General features: G+C 65.8%; 18 protein-coding genes. 15 read left to right on the plus strand and 3 right to left on the minus strand.

Annotation, left to right across the window (positions count from 1 at the left end):
- On the plus strand, positions 1–1,899 hold a 1,899-nt coding region (glnE, locus tag Q1L59_RS10500; protein WP_300331932.1), incomplete at its 5' end, for a bifunctional [glutamate--ammonia ligase]-adenylyl-L-tyrosine phosphorylase/[glutamate--ammonia-ligase] adenylyltransferase.
- An 88-nt stretch (positions 1,900–1,987) separates the two neighbouring features.
- Here glnE and Q1L59_RS10505 read toward each other — a convergent pair.
- Entirely contained in the window at positions 1,988–3,076 is a 1,089-nt protein-coding gene (locus Q1L59_RS10505) for an acetylxylan esterase (protein WP_300331934.1), read from the minus strand.
- A 281-nt stretch (positions 3,077–3,357) separates the two neighbouring features.
- Here Q1L59_RS10505 and aqpZ point away from each other — a divergent pair, with 281 nt between their 5' ends.
- The gene (gene aqpZ, locus Q1L59_RS10510) at positions 3,358–4,047 is read left to right on the plus strand and encodes an aquaporin Z (RefSeq protein WP_300331939.1); all 690 of its coding nucleotides are present in this window, start codon (positions 3,358–3,360) and stop codon (positions 4,045–4,047) included.
- A gap of 86 nt (positions 4,048–4,133) precedes the next feature.
- Here the strand turns inward: aqpZ and Q1L59_RS10515 are convergent, their stop codons facing one another.
- Both Q1L59_RS10515 and Q1L59_RS10520 read right to left on the minus strand, forming a co-directional pair.
- Positions 4,134–4,880, minus strand: coding sequence for a pseudouridine synthase (locus Q1L59_RS10515; RefSeq protein ID WP_300331977.1), 747 nt, complete (start codon positions 4,878–4,880; stop codon positions 4,134–4,136).
- Positions 4,881–4,985: 105 nt separating this feature from the next.
- Positions 4,986–5,333 (minus strand): FKBP-type peptidyl-prolyl cis-trans isomerase, encoded by a 348-nt coding sequence (locus Q1L59_RS10520; RefSeq protein WP_300331942.1) that lies wholly within the window; start codon positions 5,331–5,333, stop codon positions 4,986–4,988.
- A 451-nt stretch (positions 5,334–5,784) separates the two neighbouring features.
- On the opposite strand from Q1L59_RS10520, the gene ribBA reads away from it, so the two are divergent.
- The 13 genes from ribBA to Q1L59_RS10585 form a co-directional block, all read left to right on the plus strand.
- Positions 5,785–6,918 carry a bifunctional 3,4-dihydroxy-2-butanone-4-phosphate synthase/GTP cyclohydrolase II gene (ribBA, locus tag Q1L59_RS10525; protein WP_300331945.1) on the plus strand — a complete coding sequence of 378 codons (1,134 nt, stop codon included), beginning with the start codon at positions 5,785–5,787 and terminating at the stop codon, positions 6,916–6,918.
- Positions 6,919–6,956: 38 nt separating this feature from the next.
- Positions 6,957–7,436: a 6,7-dimethyl-8-ribityllumazine synthase gene (gene ribH, locus Q1L59_RS10530; protein WP_300331980.1), complete on the plus strand. Its 480-nt coding sequence runs from the start codon at positions 6,957–6,959 to the stop codon at positions 7,434–7,436.
- Complete coding sequence (gene nusB / locus Q1L59_RS10535) at positions 7,433–7,930, plus strand: transcription antitermination factor NusB (protein WP_300331947.1); 498 nt, start codon at positions 7,433–7,435, stop codon at positions 7,928–7,930. Before ribH ends, nusB begins: the two co-directional genes overlap by 4 nt.
- Positions 7,931–7,982: 52 nt before the next feature.
- Entirely contained in the window at positions 7,983–8,939 is a 957-nt protein-coding gene (thiL, locus tag Q1L59_RS10540; RefSeq protein WP_300331950.1) for a thiamine-phosphate kinase, read from the plus strand.
- Entirely contained in the window at positions 8,932–9,420 is a 489-nt protein-coding gene (locus Q1L59_RS10545) for a phosphatidylglycerophosphatase A (protein ID WP_300331953.1), read from the plus strand. Before thiL ends, Q1L59_RS10545 begins: the two co-directional genes overlap by 8 nt.
- The gene (locus tag Q1L59_RS10550) at positions 9,420–9,926 is read left to right on the plus strand and encodes a CinA family protein (RefSeq protein ID WP_300331956.1); all 507 of its coding nucleotides are present in this window, start codon (positions 9,420–9,422) and stop codon (positions 9,924–9,926) included. Before Q1L59_RS10545 ends, Q1L59_RS10550 begins: the two co-directional genes overlap by 1 nt.
- Before the next feature lie 2 nt (positions 9,927–9,928).
- Positions 9,929–11,437, plus strand: coding sequence for an endonuclease/exonuclease/phosphatase family protein (locus Q1L59_RS10555; RefSeq protein WP_300331959.1), 1,509 nt, complete (start codon positions 9,929–9,931; stop codon positions 11,435–11,437).
- Positions 11,438–11,517: 80 nt separating this feature from the next.
- Positions 11,518–13,113 (plus strand): phospholipase D-like domain-containing protein, encoded by a 1,596-nt coding sequence (locus tag Q1L59_RS10560; RefSeq protein ID WP_300331962.1) that lies wholly within the window; start codon positions 11,518–11,520, stop codon positions 13,111–13,113.
- 417 nt (positions 13,114–13,530) lie between these two features.
- Positions 13,531–13,959, plus strand: coding sequence for a hypothetical protein (locus Q1L59_RS10565; RefSeq protein ID WP_300331965.1), 429 nt, complete (start codon positions 13,531–13,533; stop codon positions 13,957–13,959).
- A gap of 105 nt (positions 13,960–14,064) precedes the next feature.
- Entirely contained in the window at positions 14,065–15,606 is a 1,542-nt protein-coding gene (locus tag Q1L59_RS10570) for a histidine kinase dimerization/phospho-acceptor domain-containing protein (RefSeq protein WP_300331968.1), read from the plus strand.
- A gap of 50 nt (positions 15,607–15,656) precedes the next feature.
- Entirely contained in the window at positions 15,657–16,547 is an 891-nt protein-coding gene (locus tag Q1L59_RS10575) for a hybrid sensor histidine kinase/response regulator (RefSeq protein WP_300331970.1), read from the plus strand.
- A gap of 42 nt (positions 16,548–16,589) precedes the next feature.
- Complete coding sequence (locus Q1L59_RS10580) at positions 16,590–16,868, plus strand: hypothetical protein (protein ID WP_300331973.1); 279 nt, start codon at positions 16,590–16,592, stop codon at positions 16,866–16,868.
- 25 nt (positions 16,869–16,893) lie between these two features.
- Positions 16,894–17,080, plus strand: a 187-nt coding sequence (locus tag Q1L59_RS10585; protein WP_300331975.1) for a hypothetical protein, incomplete at its 3' end; no start/stop codon positions are given.

Here is a 17,080-nt window from a genome sequence, read left to right on the forward strand (position 1 = left end):
GCGATGCGCGAACTGCACGGACAGATCCGCCGCGAAGTGATGCGCAAGGACATGGCCGAGCACATCAAGCTGGGGCCGGGTGGAATCCGCGAAATCGAGTTCATTGCGCAGGTCTTTCAACTGATCCGCGGCGGACGAGATCCCGCGCTGCAGGTGCGCCCGACCTTACAGGTTCTCGCCCTGCTCGCCGAGCGGCGCCTGCTGTCGGCCGAAAGCGAGAGTGCGCTGGCCTCTGCCTATGTTTTCCTGCGCCGCCTCGAACACCGCTTGCAGTACGTCAACGACGCACAGACGCACCGCCTGCCGAGCGCTGACGAAGAGCGTGAACAGATCGCGCATTCACTCACTTTCGCCGACTGGTCCGCGCTGCTCGACGTTCTCGATGCGCATCGAGCGATCGTTGCGCGCCATTTCGAGCAGGTCTTCTCGGAGCCGGAGGAAGGCCGGCACGCGCTGGCGACGCTCTGGGACGGTTCGGCGAGTCCCGACGAGGCGCTCGAACGCCTGTCGACGCTGGGCTTTCGTCAGCCGCAGGCGCTGCTCGCACGCTTGCGCAGCTTTCGCGACAGCGCCCGCTACCTGCAGTTGCCCGCGAGCAATCGCGAGCGCCTCGACGCGCTCGGCCCGCGCGTCTTCGAAGCAGCGGCCGGAACCGGCACGCCGGACGCTTCCTGGCTGCGTACGCTCGATTTCCTGGAGACGATCAGCCGGCGCGGCGCTTACCTGGCGCTCTTGCAGCAATATCCGCCGGCGCTGAACAAGCTGGCCGAATTGATCGGCAGTTCGTCGTGGGCCGCCGACTACCTGACGCGCCACCCGATTCTGCTCGACGAGCTGCTCGATTCGCGCATTTTCGACGTGCGCACCGACTGGCACGAGTTCCGCCGCGAACTGCTCGCCCGCCTGGCGCAGGCCGAGGACGATACCGAACGGGAAATGGACATCCTGCGCGAAACGCATCACGCGCAGGTCTTTCACTTCCTGGCACAGGACATCGCCGGTATGCATACGGTCGAGCACCTGGCCGACCGCCTGAGCGAACTGGCCGATCTGATGGTGCAGACGACGCTCGATCTGTGCTGGCGGCGGCTGCGCCAGCGCCACCCACGGCCGTCCGAACCCCCGCGTTTTGCCGTCATCGCCTACGGCAAACTCGGCGGCAAGGAACTCGGCTTCGCCTCCGACCTCGACCTGGTCTACCTGCACGACGATCCCACACCGGATGTGGGAGAAATCTATGCCCGGCTGGGCCAGCGCATGAGCACCTGGATGTCCGCGCAGACGCCGGCCGGGATGCTCTTCGAGGTCGACCTGCGCCTGCGGCCGAACGGCGATGCGGGAATGCTCGTCTGCCCGGTTTCCGCTTTTCGCGACTACCAGTTGCAGCACGCCTGGGTGTGGGAGCATCAGGCGCTGACGCGCGCGCGCTTCTGCGCCGGCGACCCGGCAGTCGGCGAAGCGTTCGAAGCGATACGCGTCGAAATCCTCCGCCAGCCGCGCGATCTGGCAACGCTGCGCGACGAGGTGCTGGCGATGCGTCGGCGCATGCTCGAACAGCACGCTTCGCGCGGCGGCGAAGACTTCGACATCAAGCATGATCGTGGCGGCCTGATCGACGTCGAGTTCATCGTGCAGTACCTGGTGCTCGGCCACGCGCATGCGCACCCGCGCCTCTGCGGCAACCTCGGCAACATCGCCCTGCTCGGCATCGCGGCTGAACTCGGCCTGATTCCCGGCGAACTCGCCGAACCGGTGCGCAATGCCTATCGCGAGTTCCGTCGCCTGCAACATGCGCTGCGCCTGAACGCCGGGCGCCGCGCGCGCGTCGAGCGCGCCTCGGTCAGCCGCCGGATCGACGCCGTCGGCGCCCTTTGGCGGCAGGTTTTCGCCAGCGACTGAAGCACACCCGCTGCGCCAGGCGTACGCCCGCCAGCGCCGCCGGCCGCGCTAGCCGACGGCCGGCGCCAGTGCACCCGCCAGACCTCGCTCACAGCCCGGCAAAGAACGCGCGCAGCGCGGCCAACAGGCGTTTCTCCTCGTCGGCCTCACGCGCATAGGGAAAGTGCCCGGCGGAGAGGACGAACAATTGCCGGGCTCCCGGCAGCGCGTTGTAGACGGCAAACTGCCCGGGCGGCGCGACCGCTGGATCGAACAAAGCCGCGGCTACCAGCGTTGGCTGGCGGATGAAACGCGCCGCGCTGGCCGCGTCGTACCAGGCCAGCGTCTGCGCCACCTCGGGATGGTGCTGGGCGAAGTCCTGCACTGCCGCCGCGCTGCCGACCGTCGGCAGCGTCAGACGCAGCGCCTGGTGGCCGAAAGTCGGCACCTTCAGGTGGGCGCGCGCGACGCGCGTCTCGCAAGCCAGCGCCAGCGCGCCGACGCCGCCGCCCAGACTGCTGCCCAGGTAGCCGAGATGCCCGGCGGTCTGGGGCGCCAACTGGAGCAGCGCGCTGACTGCCGTCCACAGGTCTTCCACACAGCCGGCGATGATATAGCGTTCGCGTAGATGGATGTCGTGCAGCACGTGATAGTTCGGGTCGTCCGATATCGGCCATCGGCGGCTGCGCGCAATGCCACGGAAACACGGAAAAAGGTATACCGCAGAGAGCGAAGGCAGGGCGAAAGACGGCGACTCGATTCCGCCGTAGCCGTGCCCGACGACGAAAGCCTGGCGCGGCGGCTGCGTCGTCGGCCAGAGCAGCCAGCCACCAATCGTGAAGCCGTCGCTCGACGAATACTCCAGATCGAAAACGCAGAACTGCGCGTGGCGCAGCGCGCCTGGTCGCAGCCGCGGCTGCGGATCGATTCCCAGCGCCGCCTGGTAGCGCGCCTGCCAGAACTCGCCAAAACCGTCCGGTGGCAGCGGCGGCTCGACCGCGCACAGGCGGCGCAGGTCGTAGCCGTAAGTCGGATCGAAAGGATAGGCGTGCGGCCCGACATCCGCCGTCGCTGGAAAAGCACCCGGAACGCCGCCGGGCCGGCGCATTTGCCTGGCCGCCGCCTTGCGGGCACGCAGCCAGAGATGGAAGGCGGAGGGGGCCGGACGCCCCGGCGTAGCGGCACTGATCGCCGGCATCGGACTCTTGGGCAGCAAGTTGACCAGCCCGCATCATAGCGGAAAGCGCCCCAGGCGAAGGCTACTGACCGCCAGCGAAGACGAATATCGGCGCCACGCCGCCAGCCGACTCGCTCCAGCGGGCCTCTCGGGCGCGCCTTTTTGCGTTTCCCGTGCAACTTGACGGGCTACATCGTGTCCGATACGATCGCCGCCCGCTCGGCAAATTCCCTTGTCGGCAGACGACCTATTCCAAGGTATTCCAAGGCATTCCAAGCAAATCTTTTTCCTGGGAGACGCAGATGAAGCAATATGGCGCCGAGTTCTTCGGCACATTCTGGCTGGTACTCGGGGGCTGTGGCAGCGCAGTACTCGCCGCCGCCTTTCCTAACGTCGGCATCGGCCTGCACGGCGTGTCGCTCGCCTTCGGTCTGACCGTGTTGACGATGGCCTTTGCCATCGGCCACATTTCCGGCTGCCACCTCAACCCCGCCGTTTCGGTCGGCTTATGGGCTGGTGGGCGTTTTCCCGCCAGCCAACTGGTGCCCTACATCGTCGCCCAGGTGCTTGGCGCGATCGCCGCTGGCGGCGTACTTTATGTCATCGCCAGCGGCGCAGCGGGCTTCGACGTGAGCAAGGGCTTTGCCTCGAACGGCTACGGCGCACACTCGCCGGGCGGCTACTCGCTGCTCGCCGCGCTGGTCACCGAAGTCGTCATGACCATGTTCTTCCTGCTGGTCATCCTCGGCGCTACCGACAAGCGCGCGCCGGCGGGTTTTGCGCCGATCGCCATCGGTCTGGCACTTACCCTGATCCACCTGATCAGCATCCCGGTCACCAACACCTCGGTCAATCCCGCACGTAGCACCGGCGTCGCGGTCTTTGTCGGCGACTGGGCAGTCGGCCAGCTCTGGCTGTTCTGGGTCGCCCCGATCGTCGGTGCGCTGCTCGGCGCCGCCGCCTACAAACTGATCGGCAGCGAAGAAAGCTGAGCCGAACGCTGCGCCGGGCGGCGCTCGCTCCTCCGGGCGGGCGGCCCGGCGCGGCGCACCCGCGGCGCGGCTTGCCCCCGGCGGTTTCAGAACGCTTCGCCGGGGCGCAGGTAGCGCCACTGGCCGAGCGGCAGGTCGGCGAGGCGAATCGCCCCGATACGCACGCGCTTCAAGCCGACGACCTGCAACCCGACGAGTTCGCACATCCGTCTGATCTGCCGCTTGCGGCCCTCGCGCAGAACAAAGCGCAGTTGATCGGCGTTCAGCCACTCGACCCCGGCCGGCTTCAGTTGCCTGTCGTCGAGGCTGAGACCGTGTCTGAGCAAGGCAAGTCCACGTGCCGCGAGACGGCCGGTGACGCGCACCAGATATTCCTTGTCGAGTTCCGAGTTCTCGCCGATCAACTGGCGCGCGATGCGCCCATCCTGCGTCAGCACAAGCAATCCCGTCGAATCGACGTCGAGCCGGCCGGCCGGCGCCAGCCCGCGCAGGCACGCTGGATGAAAGGCCGGCGTATCAGGCGTCCGGAACTGGTTCTCGGCGCGAATCAGCGACACGGCCGGAGTGCAGCCAGGCTCGGGCTGCCCCGAGACATATCCAACCGGCTTGTGCAGGAGAATCGTGAACTGGCTGCGCTGCTGTGCCTCGGCCTGCCGGTCGAGCGTGATCACCGCGTTTGGCGCAACGCGCGTCCCCAGTTCGCCAACGCGCCGACCGTCTACGAAAACCAGTCCGCGCGCGATGTAGTCGTCAGCTTCGCGGCGCGAACAGAGACCGCGCTCAGCCATCAACTTGGCCACCCGGATGCCGCGCTCGGGGTCGGGCGCCGCCATTGCGCCCACTGCCGCCTGCGGCCCGCTCGTCGGCGCGCCCGCGGCTGGCGCCGCGCTCTTGCCGGCAACGCGCAGCAGCACGCGGCGTGGCCGCTCGGCCATTGCTCAGGCGATGTCGAGCAGTTCGATCTCGAAGACGAGCTTGGCGTTCGGCGGCACCATCTTGCCCGCGCCACGCGCGCCGTACGCCAGATCGGCCGGAATCGTCAGCTTGCGGATGCCTCCGACGTTCATTCCGGGAACGCCCTCCTCCCAACCGGCGATCACGTGCCGCCCGTCGAGCGGAAAGCGGAAGGGCTCGTTGCGATCGGTACTCGAGTCGAACTTCTTGTGGCCGTCGGCCAGCCAACCGGTGTAGTGGACGATGACGTGCTGGCCGGAAGTCGCGGTCGGACCGCTGCCGACGATGATGTCTTCAATCTGAAGACCGCTGGGGGTGGTGACGATGGGCATACTCGCTCCTTGGGAAAAAAATGAAGTTTAGCCCAGCATCGCGCTTGGCGGCGAGATCATCACGACAAACCGCGCGCCGAGCCAGCGATCCGCCGAGGCCTGGCCCATACGCGCGCTGGCGCGCTGCGCACTGGATGGCGCTGGCACACAGACGACGTTCGACAGCCTGCCGCCGCTGGCGCAGAACGACGCTGCCGCGGGCCGTCGGCACGGCACTCTCGACAATCTGAAGAGCTATCTCGCCTGCATCGCGCACACCGGGAGCGAAGGGCGAACCTGCAGATCGTCCACAGCGCACGCACCGACACACCGCGCTTGCACCGTTCCCGATTCGCCGGCGCCAGAAGCCGATAGCCGTGACGGCGGTAAACTGCGAGAATGTGCGCTGCGTCGGTCGCCTGCGGGCGCAGCGACACGCGGCGCCGACTCCTGCCGCAGAGGACTCCCAAGCATGTCACCACAGAGCAGTTCGGGCAATGTTTCGCCAATCGAAGAGATCATCGTTGAAATGCGTCTCGGGCGCATGGTCGTCCTGGTCGACGAAGAGGACAGGGAAAACGAAGGTGATCTGATCCTCGCCGCCGAGCACGTCACGCCGGAAGCGATCAACTTCATGGCCCGCTTCGGACGCGGTCTGATCTGCCTGACGCTGACCGCTGCGCGCTGTCGGCAGTTGGGCCTGACGCAGATGGCGCGCGACAACAAGAGCCCCTACAGCACGGCGTTCACCGTCTCGATCGAAGCGGCGGAAGGCGTTACCACCGGCATCTCGGCGCAGGATCGGGCGCTGACGATCAAGACGGCAGTGGCGCGCAACGCGCGTCCCGAGCATATCGTCCAGCCCGGACACGTCTTCCCGATCATGGCGCAAGCGGGTGGCGTTCTCGTCCGCGCCGGGCATACCGAGGCCGGCTGCGACCTCGCTCAACTCGCCGGGCTCGAACCGGCCGCGGTGATCTGCGAGATCCTGAAGGAAGACGGCAGCATGGCGCGCCTCGACGACCTGCTCGCTTTCGCCCGCGAGCATGGCCTGAAGATCGGCACGATCGCCGACCTGATCCATTACCGCAGTCGGCACGAAATGCTCGTCGAACGCAGCCTGTCGAAAAGCGTGCGCTCGGCCTACGGCGAGTTCATGCTGCACGCCTACACCGACTGCACTTCGAACGAGGTTCACCTGGTCCTGACCAAGGGCGAGATACGGCCGGATCGCGAAACGCTGGTGCGCGTACACGAACCGCTCTCGGTGGTCGATTTTCTCGACCCCGACGGCGGCCGCCACAGCTTTCCGCTGTCCGTCGCGCAGGCGGCGCTGGCGCGCGCCGAGGCGGGCGTGATCGTTCTGCTGCATCGACCGGAGAGCGGTCAGGATCTGCTGACGATGTTGCGCGAGCCCGCCTCCACCCGGCGCCCGGCAGCGCGCTGGGACCCCCGCATCTATGGGATAGGCGCGCAGATTCTGCGCGATCTCGGCGTCGGCAAGATGCGCCTGCTGTCGAGTCCGCGCCGGATGCCGAGCATGACCGGTTTCGACCTTGAAGTGACCGGCTACATCGCCTCGCCGGCCGACCTGGAGAGCCGCTGATGGGAACGCGCACGGTACGCCACGAGACCCCGTTGTCGATGGCGCGCTACGCCAGCATCGACGAATACGACGTCGAGCTGAGCGGCGACAGCCTGACCGTCGGCATCGTCATGAGCCGCTTCAACCAGGATATCGGCGAGGGATTGCTGAGCGCCTGCACCGGCGAGCTGAAACGCCTCGGCGTCGCCGACGGCAGCATCCGGATCGCCACCGTCCCCGGTGCGCTGGAGATTCCGCTGGCGCTGCAGACGATGGCGCGCAGCGGGCGCTTCGACGCGCTGGTCGCGCTCGGCGCGGTGATCCGCGGCGAAACCTACCATTTCGAGGTCGTCGCCAACGACGCGTGCCGGGCGCTGATGGAAGTACAACTGGCGACCGGCGTGCCGATCGCTAACGGCATCCTGACCTGCGAGGACGACGACCAGGCGCTGGCTCGCATGCAGCAGAAGGGAATCGATTGCGCCCAGGTGGCGGTCGAGATGGCCAAGTTGCTGCACCTGCTCGGAGCGTCGGCGTGAGCCCGGCGCTGCCCGAGCGGGCGCCCGACGAGCGCCCGGCAGCCGTCGTCTCGCCGCGCCGCCGGGCGCGCGAGCTCGCCCTGCAAGGGCTTTATCAGTGGCAGGTGGGCGGCAGCGACGAAGCCGCGATCGAAGCCCATCTGGCCGACAGCGAAGGTTTCGCGAAGGCCGACCGGAAGTTCTTCGTCGCGCTTCTGCGCGGCGTTCTCGCGCAGCACGAAAGCCTCGCCGGACAGTTGCAGGACTGCCTCGATCGTCCTTTCGCCGAGCTGTCGCCGGTCGAAGCCTGCGTCCTGCTCGCCGGTGCTTTCGAACTGGCCAACTATCCGCAGACGCCGTATCGCGTGATCATCAACGAGTCGATCGAGCTGGCCAAGGCGTACGGCGGCACGGACGGGCACAAATACGTCAATGGCGTGCTCGACAAGATGGCCGCCCGCCTGCGACGCCCGGAAGTCGAAGCGCGCCAGGCGGGCAGCAAGCGAGCGCGCTGAGCGGCCGCCCGCGCCCGGCATCGGCGGCCACGATCAACCCGGCGAACAGACCATGCCCAGCGAGTTCGACCTGATTCGCCGCCACTTCTTGCAGCCAACGCCGAGCGCTGTGCTCGGTCCCGGCGACGACTGCGCGCTGCTCGTTCCGAGCGCCGGAATGGAACTGGCGATCACCACCGACATGCTCGTCGAAGGCACGCATTTCCTGCCGACGGTGAGTCCCGAACTGCTCGGCTGGAAAGCGGTAGCGGTCAATCTCTCCGACCTCGCGGCGATGGGCGCGCAGCCACGCTGGCTACTCCTCGCCGGCAGCCTGCCGAGCGCCGACGAAGAATGGCTGGCGTCGTTTGCCGCCGGGCTGTTTGCCTGCAGCACGCGCTACGCGGTCGAGTTGATCGGCGGCGACACGACGCGCGGCCCGCTCAACCTGTGCCTGACCGCGCTCGGCGAGCTTCCCGCGGGAAGCGCCTTGCGGCGTGACCGGGCGCGCCTCGGCGACGACCTCTGGGTCTCCGGCCTGCCCGGACGCGCGGCGCTCGGGCTCGCCCACCTGCAAGGTCGCACGCAACTGCCGCCGGCGCTGGCGACAAGCTGCCTCGCCGCGCTGCAACAACCGCAGCCGCGGGTCGAGCTCGGGCGGGAACTGCGCCGGCGAGGGCTGGCCAACGCGGCGATCGACATCTCGGACGGCCTGCTCGCCGACCTCGCACACATCCTCGACCGATCAGCCGTCGGCGCCGAAATTCTCGTCAGCGCGTTGCCGCCGCTACCCGCCGGAGTCGCACTCGAGCTGGCGCGCAACTGCCAGTTGTCTGGCGGCGACGACTACGAACTCGTCTTTTCCGCGCCACCTGGCGCGCGGTCGGCAATCGGCGAACTCGCCAACCAGCTCGCGCTGCCGCTGACGCGCTGCGGCCGCATCGTCGAGGCCGCCGGCAGCTTGCGTCTGCTCGACGCGGACGGTCGGCCACTGGCGAGCGAACAACGGGGGTTCGATCACTTTGCCTGATGCCGCACCATCGCTGCGTTTCCTGCTCGCCCACCCGGCGCATCTGATCGCCTGCGGTTTCGGCAGCGGGCTTTCGCCGCGCGCCCCGGGAACGGCCGGAACGCTGTTCGCGTGGGCGTCGTTTCCGCTGTTGCGCCCGTGGATGAACGACTTCGAGCTGCTCGGCTTCCTGGCGCTCTGCTTCGTCATTGGCGTCGCCGCGGTCCACAAGACCGGGCGCGACCTGGGCGTGATCGATCACGCCAGCATCGTCTGGGACGAGATCGTTCCGTTCTGGCTCGTGCTGCTCTTCTGCCCGCCCGGCTGGCTGTGGCAGGCGACCGCCTGCGCCCTCTTTCGCCTGTTCGACATCGGCAAGCCGCAACCGGCGCGCTACTTCGACGAGCAGGTCAAGAACGGCTTCGGCGTGATGTGCGACGATCTGGTCGCCGCCGCCTACACGCTGCTGGTGCTCGCCGTGCTGCGCTTCATCTTCGCCTGATGGACAGGCAGCAGAGCGATCTGGAGGAACTCGCGGCGCGTGTCGGCGCGCTCCTCCTGGCCAACGGGCAGCGTCTGGCGACCGCCGAATCGTGTACCGGCGGCTGGGTCGGAGAATGCCTGACGGCGATTGCCGGCAGTTCCGCCTGGTTCGACCGCGGCTACATCACGTACTCGAATCAGGCCAAGGTCGATTTGCTCGGGGTCGAGCCAGCGACGCTCGCGGCACACGGCGCGGTCAGCGAGGCGACCGCCGCGGCCATGGCGAGCGGCGCCCAGCGCGCCAGCCGCGCCGACTGGGCGCTGGCGATTACCGGCGTCGCCGGTCCCGGCGGCGGTTCGCCGGCGCGACCGGTGGGTACCGTCTGCTTTGCCTGGGCCGGGCCGGACGATGTGCTCGCCTGCGAAACACAACAGTTCACGGGCGACCGCCGGGCGATCCGCGCCCAGGCGGTCGCCCACGCCCTTTTCGGCCTGCTCAGCCGGGCCACTCAACTTAGCGCATGAACATGAACGAGATTACTCTACTTTACGCAAGAAACCTGATCACCCGCCGAACGACGCCACCACGCCAGATGCTGAGCTTCGTCATGCGGGTCGCCAATCTGGCTTACGACAAGGAGGTGGATGTCAGCTGGGCCGGCGAAGACGAAGTCTGGCACAAGCTGCCGGCCAGCTTCCACGCCACGGCCGACGACGGTGCTAGCGAATACTGGGTCGCGCAGGCGTCGTTTACGCTCGACGAGGACGCGACGCTGCCCGGCAACGTGCGCTTTGCCCTCTGTCATCGCAGTCGGAATGCCGAATACTGGGACAACAACCAGGGCAGCAATTATGCGATGGACGCCGATTGCGGAATCCTCCTGGGCAACCAGCGCCCACTGATCAGCAGTGCGCTCGACGCGGTTCTGGCGACCGGGCAGAAAGAAATCCCACTCACCGTGACGCTGCGCAACAGTCTGCCAGCACGCCGCGTGACGCTGCACTGGACGACCGACAACTGGCAGACGGCGCGCAAGACGCCGTACCGCTTTCGGCGCAACTATTGGGACAACGAGTGGCTGAGCAACGCGCGCAACCCGAATCAGTACGGCTACCAGGTCTGGCACACGACGCTCAAGGCGGCCGATGCCTTTCGCATCCAGTACCGGATCGCCTGTGAAACCGCGCAGCAGGTCATCTGGGACGACAATGCGGGCGCCGACTACACGCTGCAGCGCCCGCCGCTGAAAGTTCTGATCCTCAATCTGCACTGTTGCCAGGAGGAGAACCAGGACCGCAAGCTGTCGCTGATCGCACGCGCGATCGACGAATTGGCGGTCGACATCGTCTGCCTGCAGGAAGTGGCCGAGCTGTGGAACGACGGCCGCGGCGACTGGCAAAGCAACACGGCGCGGATCATCAACGAGCGCCTGGCGGCGCCCTTCCAGCTCGTCACCGACTGGTCGCACAAAGGATTCGAACGCTACCGCGAAGGCGTCGCGATTCTCAGCCGGCACCCGATCGCACGCCATCAGGCGCGCTTCGTCTCGACCGCGCAGGATCCGCACAGCATTCATACGCGCAAGGTCGTCATGGCGCAGATCAAGGTACCGCACCTCGGCCTGCTCAACGTCTTCTCGTCGCACCTGAGCTGGTGGAACGACGGCTTTGCCGAGCAGTTCGACAATCTGCGCCGCTGGGCGACCGACGAACACACGGCGCACGTGGCAGGCAGCCTGCTTTGCGGCGACTTCAACATCGAAGCCGGCTCGCGCGGCTATCGCTTCGTCGTCGACTCGCACGAGTACGACGACCAGTACCTGCGCGCCGTCTCGCCGCAGGTCTTCCGCAGCGTCTTCCGTCCCGACGGCGCGCCGTCGTACGACGGTTTGCGCGACGACCGGCGAATCGACTACGTTTTTCTACGCCGGGGAAGCGCGCTGCGCGCGGTCTCCGGCCGGGTCGTCTTCAACGACCACGATTATGGCCGCGTGTCCGATCACTGCGGGTATCTGCTCAGTTTCGCAGCGCCGTGAACGGACCCGGCCGACGAGCGCGCGCGCCGTTCCCGAGGCGGGCCGGCGAGCGTTCAGGCAACGAATGACGAGATGGAAAGATGAGCACAGCAGAAAACGTTGCCCGCCCGGTACATGGCAACCTCGGCGGGTCCTTCGTTCGCGTGAACGATTTCAACGAACAATTCTTCCTGCGCTGGGGCCGGATCAACTTCGACGTCTGGCATAGCGCCCAACTCAACCTGAAGGTGATTCTGCGCGTCTATCGCGACAATGCGATCTGCGAAACCTTTGTCATAGACACCGACCCCTACGACATCGAGTGGAACCACCACCGACGACGCACGCGCGACTTCTACATTCACCCGTTTTCGAGCAGCTTCGGCCACATCCGCTGCGTCAAGTTCGCTTTCGTCGTACACCTCGACGAACACTCGATCGCTTCGCAGCTCGAGTACATCTTCATGGACTGGGCGCAGTTGCAGCACGAACAGCCGCAGTACCGGAAGATCAGCGACGAGTGGGCGACCGGCAACACGTATCACACCTACGAGGCCAGCGCCTGGCAACTGCAGCGCGATGTCGATTGGTACAACCACCACTTCGCTTCGCTGCACCTGGTGCCGAAATTCACCAAGGGGCAACAGCACCACCCCTATCACCCGAAGCGCTTCATTCACGACCACATCGACAAGGTCATCCGGTGCAAGCACGAGCATCCGAATCGCTTCTGCACGATCAAGGTCAGCGTCGACTGCATCGACGACCACGACTTCACGCGCCACCTGGTGTTCGCTGCCGAACACGGCGTCTGGGTGCAGTGCATCGTCGACTGGCGCAAGATGACGCTGACCAACAGCCCCAACTACGCGCGCCTGAAACGCGCCGGCATCGAACTCATCGGCGTCGTGTGCACGCCGAAGCACCATCTGATCGAGGTCGATCCCGACATGCACACCAAGTTCATCATCTTCAACGATGAGGACTGCATCCTGGGCTCGTTCAACATCACCTTCGACCGCTGGTGGGCGAACTGGGAATCGGGCATGAGCTTCCACTCGCGCGGCGTCTGCCGGCTGCTCGACAACGTCTTCCAGAGCGAACGCGGCGGCGTCATCCAGAAATACGGCATCGACCCGCTCAGCCACTTCAACCTGCTGTATACCTACGGTCGGCACACGCTGCTCAACGGCAAGTACTACCGCCCGCACCACGCGATCCTGGGCGAAATCAACCGCGCCAGGCACTCGATCAGGTTGACCCTGTTTCTCATCGGTAACCTGCTCGGCGAGCACGGCGAAAGCGTAATCGACGCGCTGATCCACGCCCGGAACCGCGGCGTGCACGTGCATATCCTGCTCAACGGCCACCTCGCCCGACAGGGACGCGTCGGCATCGAAAGAACGATGGCCGAGGAACTCGCCCGCCCGTTGCTGCCCGCGGTACAGGGTCTGCGCACGGCGGGAATTCCGGTTGGCCTGGTCTACGGGCAGACCGACCATCGCGTACCCTACTCGCCGATTCACTCGAAGTACTGCATCATCGACGAAGCGACGGTGATCGAAGGCAGCTTCAACTGGTACAACACTTCGGTCTTCTCGCACGACCTGATGGTCCTCGCCACCCACCACGACATGGCCAAGGCGTATCTGCACGAGTTCGACCAAATCCAGCGCTTGTTCAGGGTCTACTACTGAACCGTGCCAACCACGATGCCGCCGCGCGCCGTTCGACCGGGCGGCGGCGTACCAGACGACACCCTTTCGCCAAACCAGAACACCCCCACGCAACATTCGCCAGCGCTCACTGCACCGGCTGGCGCAGGCCCGCCGGCAGTCCCAGTCCGGGATGGCGATCGCCGCAAGACGAGCAAGCGCTGCACTCAGGCAAGCTGACGGCGCGGCGGGCGCGCTGGCCGCCGCTTCGCTGGTTTCCTGCGCGCCGTGCACCAGGCAGATCAAACCATCTTCAACCCATTTTCCTCAGTTCAGGCCTGCGGAATTAGTGCAAACTAAGCATTGATGACGGTTTGCCGCCAAGAGGGAAGTTCACCCGATGGGTACGATGAATGTGGAGCGAAAAGCGCTGGCTGAAGTGCGGGAATACGCCCCCTGGTGAGCAGTGCCGACACCGCGTTCGAGGCCATCGGCCAGTTCTACCGCGATTGGGCCGCTGGTGAGAACAGCTTCGACGAACTGAAGAATCAAGGGCGTTGGGGCAGTTGCACGACGCTAGCCCGCGAACGCGGCAAGCGCTCGGCGCAAGCGGCGGCGCTGAATGACGACGGGCGGCGTGGGCGTGTCCGCCTGGCGCATGCAAAGGCACGCCTGGACGCGATCACCCGTCGCCCGCTGTTGGTCGCAGGCGTCGCCCGTATCGAAAAGGGTCTTGACCCTGTTCGGACGACTGCGCCTGGGTTGCCGAAAGCCGCTCGCTGGTCTGCACTCGTCCGCGGCATCGCCGAGAAAGTCATCGCCGGTAAAGCCAGAATGCCACGGTACACCGCGCTGGCTCCCCCTGCGCTGGCGGCCGATTTCGGCTGACTGCGAATCCTGGAATGAACAGACTCTGCGCCCGCTTTCCCGCCGCACTGCCCTGTGCCACCGAGCTTGGCGGGATCTGGGGGTCTGCGCGCGAGCCTGTCTGACATGAACGAATTCAGTTCGCTTGAGCCCGGCCCCGGCGTGGAGAAAACAATGGAAGACAGCCATTGCGCAGCGCCAGCGCCACCCGCATCCGCAAACCCCGAAGTGGCTGGCCCCTTTTTGCTCGGGCTGACGCATGCATTCTTCAACCTGTGCGTTCTGCCACAGGGCGGTATGGCGCTGAAGATCGACACTACCGACGCGGAAGAGTGGTATCCGTTTTCGATGCTGATCGATACCTTCCGGACGATTGAAAAGGCCTTCCCTTCGTCCCGGCTGCTCTCCGTTCGCGCCGGCATGAACTTCATTCGCATCTGGTACGAGCATGGGCCGGGCAAAGAAATCGTTCATTCGACCCTGGATTGGCTGCGCGCCAACGATGAAGGCGCCGGATACAACCTGGTGGTCCGCGGCGGCAGCAAGGATGAAATCGGCTGGAGCAGAATCGTGTCGATCGACGAGACGAAAGGCATTGCAGTCTTCGAGAACGTGGCGCCGCTCTCGGCAGATTTCCTCACCGGGGGGCTTTACGGGGGCTGCTTCCTCTTCGACGACACGGAATACGTCGCCATCGAGGGAACCAGCGAACCCTATGCGCCGAATCCGGCTTTCAACAGACTGGTGCACACGGTGCGCTTTCGCCAGAAGCCGAAAGACACCTGCCAGGACCTTGACCGCCGTGTCGACGACCTCCAGCTTGGTCGTACGCTGAGTTTGACCCCGGCGGAGATCGACAGTCTGGTCTGGCGCTACAAGGGGCTGCGGCAACGCCGCGCGGTGGATACGGAGTACTACAGCGAAATCAGCAGCATTCTGGCCAACGCGATCACGGAAAGCCGACGCATGTTTCTCAAGGCGATCAGCCATTACGACATCACCAGTCGCGAGCAGATCGACCAGATGATGGATTACTTCATCAAGTTCTGCGCCTATTTTGCCGAGGCGGGAACCCAGCAAGGCCCGGGCATCAAAACGGAAAAGGAAATCAGCCAGCTCAACGCCGACCTCGAACAAATCTTCGCCAACCGAACGCGAGAATTGAGAAGGGCCAAAGACGCCGCCGAAGCGGCCAACCAGGCCAAAAGCGCATTCCTGGCCAGCATGAACCACGAGCTGCGCACGCCGCTGAACGCGATTCTGGGCTTTTCGGCGCTGCTGCGCCGGGAGGACAGGATGGCCGGGCGCGCCCGGGAGCATCTGGATATCATCAACCGCAGCGGCACGCACCTGCTGGAACTGATCAACGACATTCTCGACATGGCCAAGATCGAGGCGGGTCGCGTGCAACTGCAGATGGCGCCGCTGGATTTTCACACCCTGGTGCAAGATGTGGTGAGCATGATGAGACAACGCGCCGTGGAAAAGGGCCTCGAACTGCGCCTGGAACAGTCGCCCCGCGTACTGCGCTATATCAGAGGCGACGAAACCCGGCTGCGGCAAGAGCTGGTCAACCTGCTGGGCAACGCCATCAAGTTCACCGAAGAGGGGGCTGTGACCCTGCGGCTCGAGGCGCCCAGCCCGACGCGAACCAGCCCCGGCTCCTGATCGAGGTGGAGGACACCGGACCAGGCATTTCCCCCGAAGATCAGGCGCGGGTGTTCGAGCCTTTCGTGCAGGCCGGTTCGACCGCCGGTCAGAAAGGCACTGGACTGGGGCTGGCGATCACCCGGCAGTTCGTCGAGTTGATGGGCGGGCGCATCGGGGTGAGCAGCCAGCTCGGTCAGGGCAGCCGCTTCTGGATCGACCTGCCGGTCCAGACAGCGGCCGCAGCCGAGCTGGTGGAGCCCGAGGCGGCGCGCGGCGAAGTGCTGGGATTGGCGCCGGGCGAGCCGCAATGGCGGATCCTGATCGTCGAAGACCAGCGGGAAAACGCCTTGCTGCTGAGCCGCTTGCTGGAAGATGTCGGCTTGCAGTTGCGGATAGCGAACAACGGCGCCGACGCGATCGAAGGTTTCCTGCAGTGGCGACCGCACTTCATCTGGATGGACCGCTGCATGCCGGTGATGGACGGGCTGGAGGCCACCCGGCGGATTCGCGCGCTGGAGGGGGGCACGGCGGTGAAGATCGTCGCCCTGACCGCCTCGGCGTTTGCTAAGCAGCGCGGCGAGATGCTGGCGGCGGGTATGGACGATGTCATGCACAAACCGTTCCGACTCGAAGAGATTTTCGGCTGCCTGGAGCGCCAGTTGGGCGTGCGCTTTCTGCGCCAGAAGGCGGCGCCGCCGGCGAGCGCAGCCCTCGGGGAACAGGTGCCGGATCGCGCGGCCCTGGCGGCGCTGCCGCAGGAGTTGCGGAGGGATTTGGCTGACGCCCTGGTGATGCTGGATGTCCGGCGCATCGACACCCTGATCGAACAGGTCGGGGAACACGATGCGGCTCTCGCGCAGTGCTTGCGCGAGCACGCTTACAACTTCGATTACGGGCTGATTGGAAACGCGCTGAAAGGCGTATCTGAAACAGGTGCGGCGGCAAGGCCGACCGATTGAAGCATGCGGCGAGGTGAAGTCGTGGACACCAAAGGACGAGCAATGAGGCTGGCGGGCTTGCTTGCCACCGATCGATCCCGCCGACCAGCCCTCGTGCTGATGCGCAGCGCGTCCAGCGTGCGGCTGATCGTCGGCACCGTCGGGCTGGTCGCTCACCGGTCGTTCCGGAACGCTGAGGAAGCCGTTGGTGACCTTGCCAGGCGACTGATGGCCGAAGTTGGCCGGCGCGTCGAGCAAAACCTGTCCGACGCGCTCGACGACCTGGAGCGGATCACTCGCACCAGTGCGACGCTGTTCGGCGCGCCCACTCAGCCGGCTTGAGCCCAGCCTCTGCACGGAGAAGACAATGCAAGCCAACCGTAGCGCAGCGCCAGAACTACCCCCGACATCGGCAAAAGGAGAAGTGGCAGGCTCCTTTCTGATCGGCCTGACTCAGGCATTCTATAACCTGAGCGTTCTGCCACAGGGCATGGCGCTGAAGGTCGACACCATCGACGCGGCACAGTGGTATCCGTATTCGATGCTGATCGATA

It is taken from the genome of Accumulibacter sp. (assembly GCF_029255125.1).
GTDB lineage: Bacteria > Pseudomonadota > Gammaproteobacteria > Burkholderiales > Rhodocyclaceae > Accumulibacter.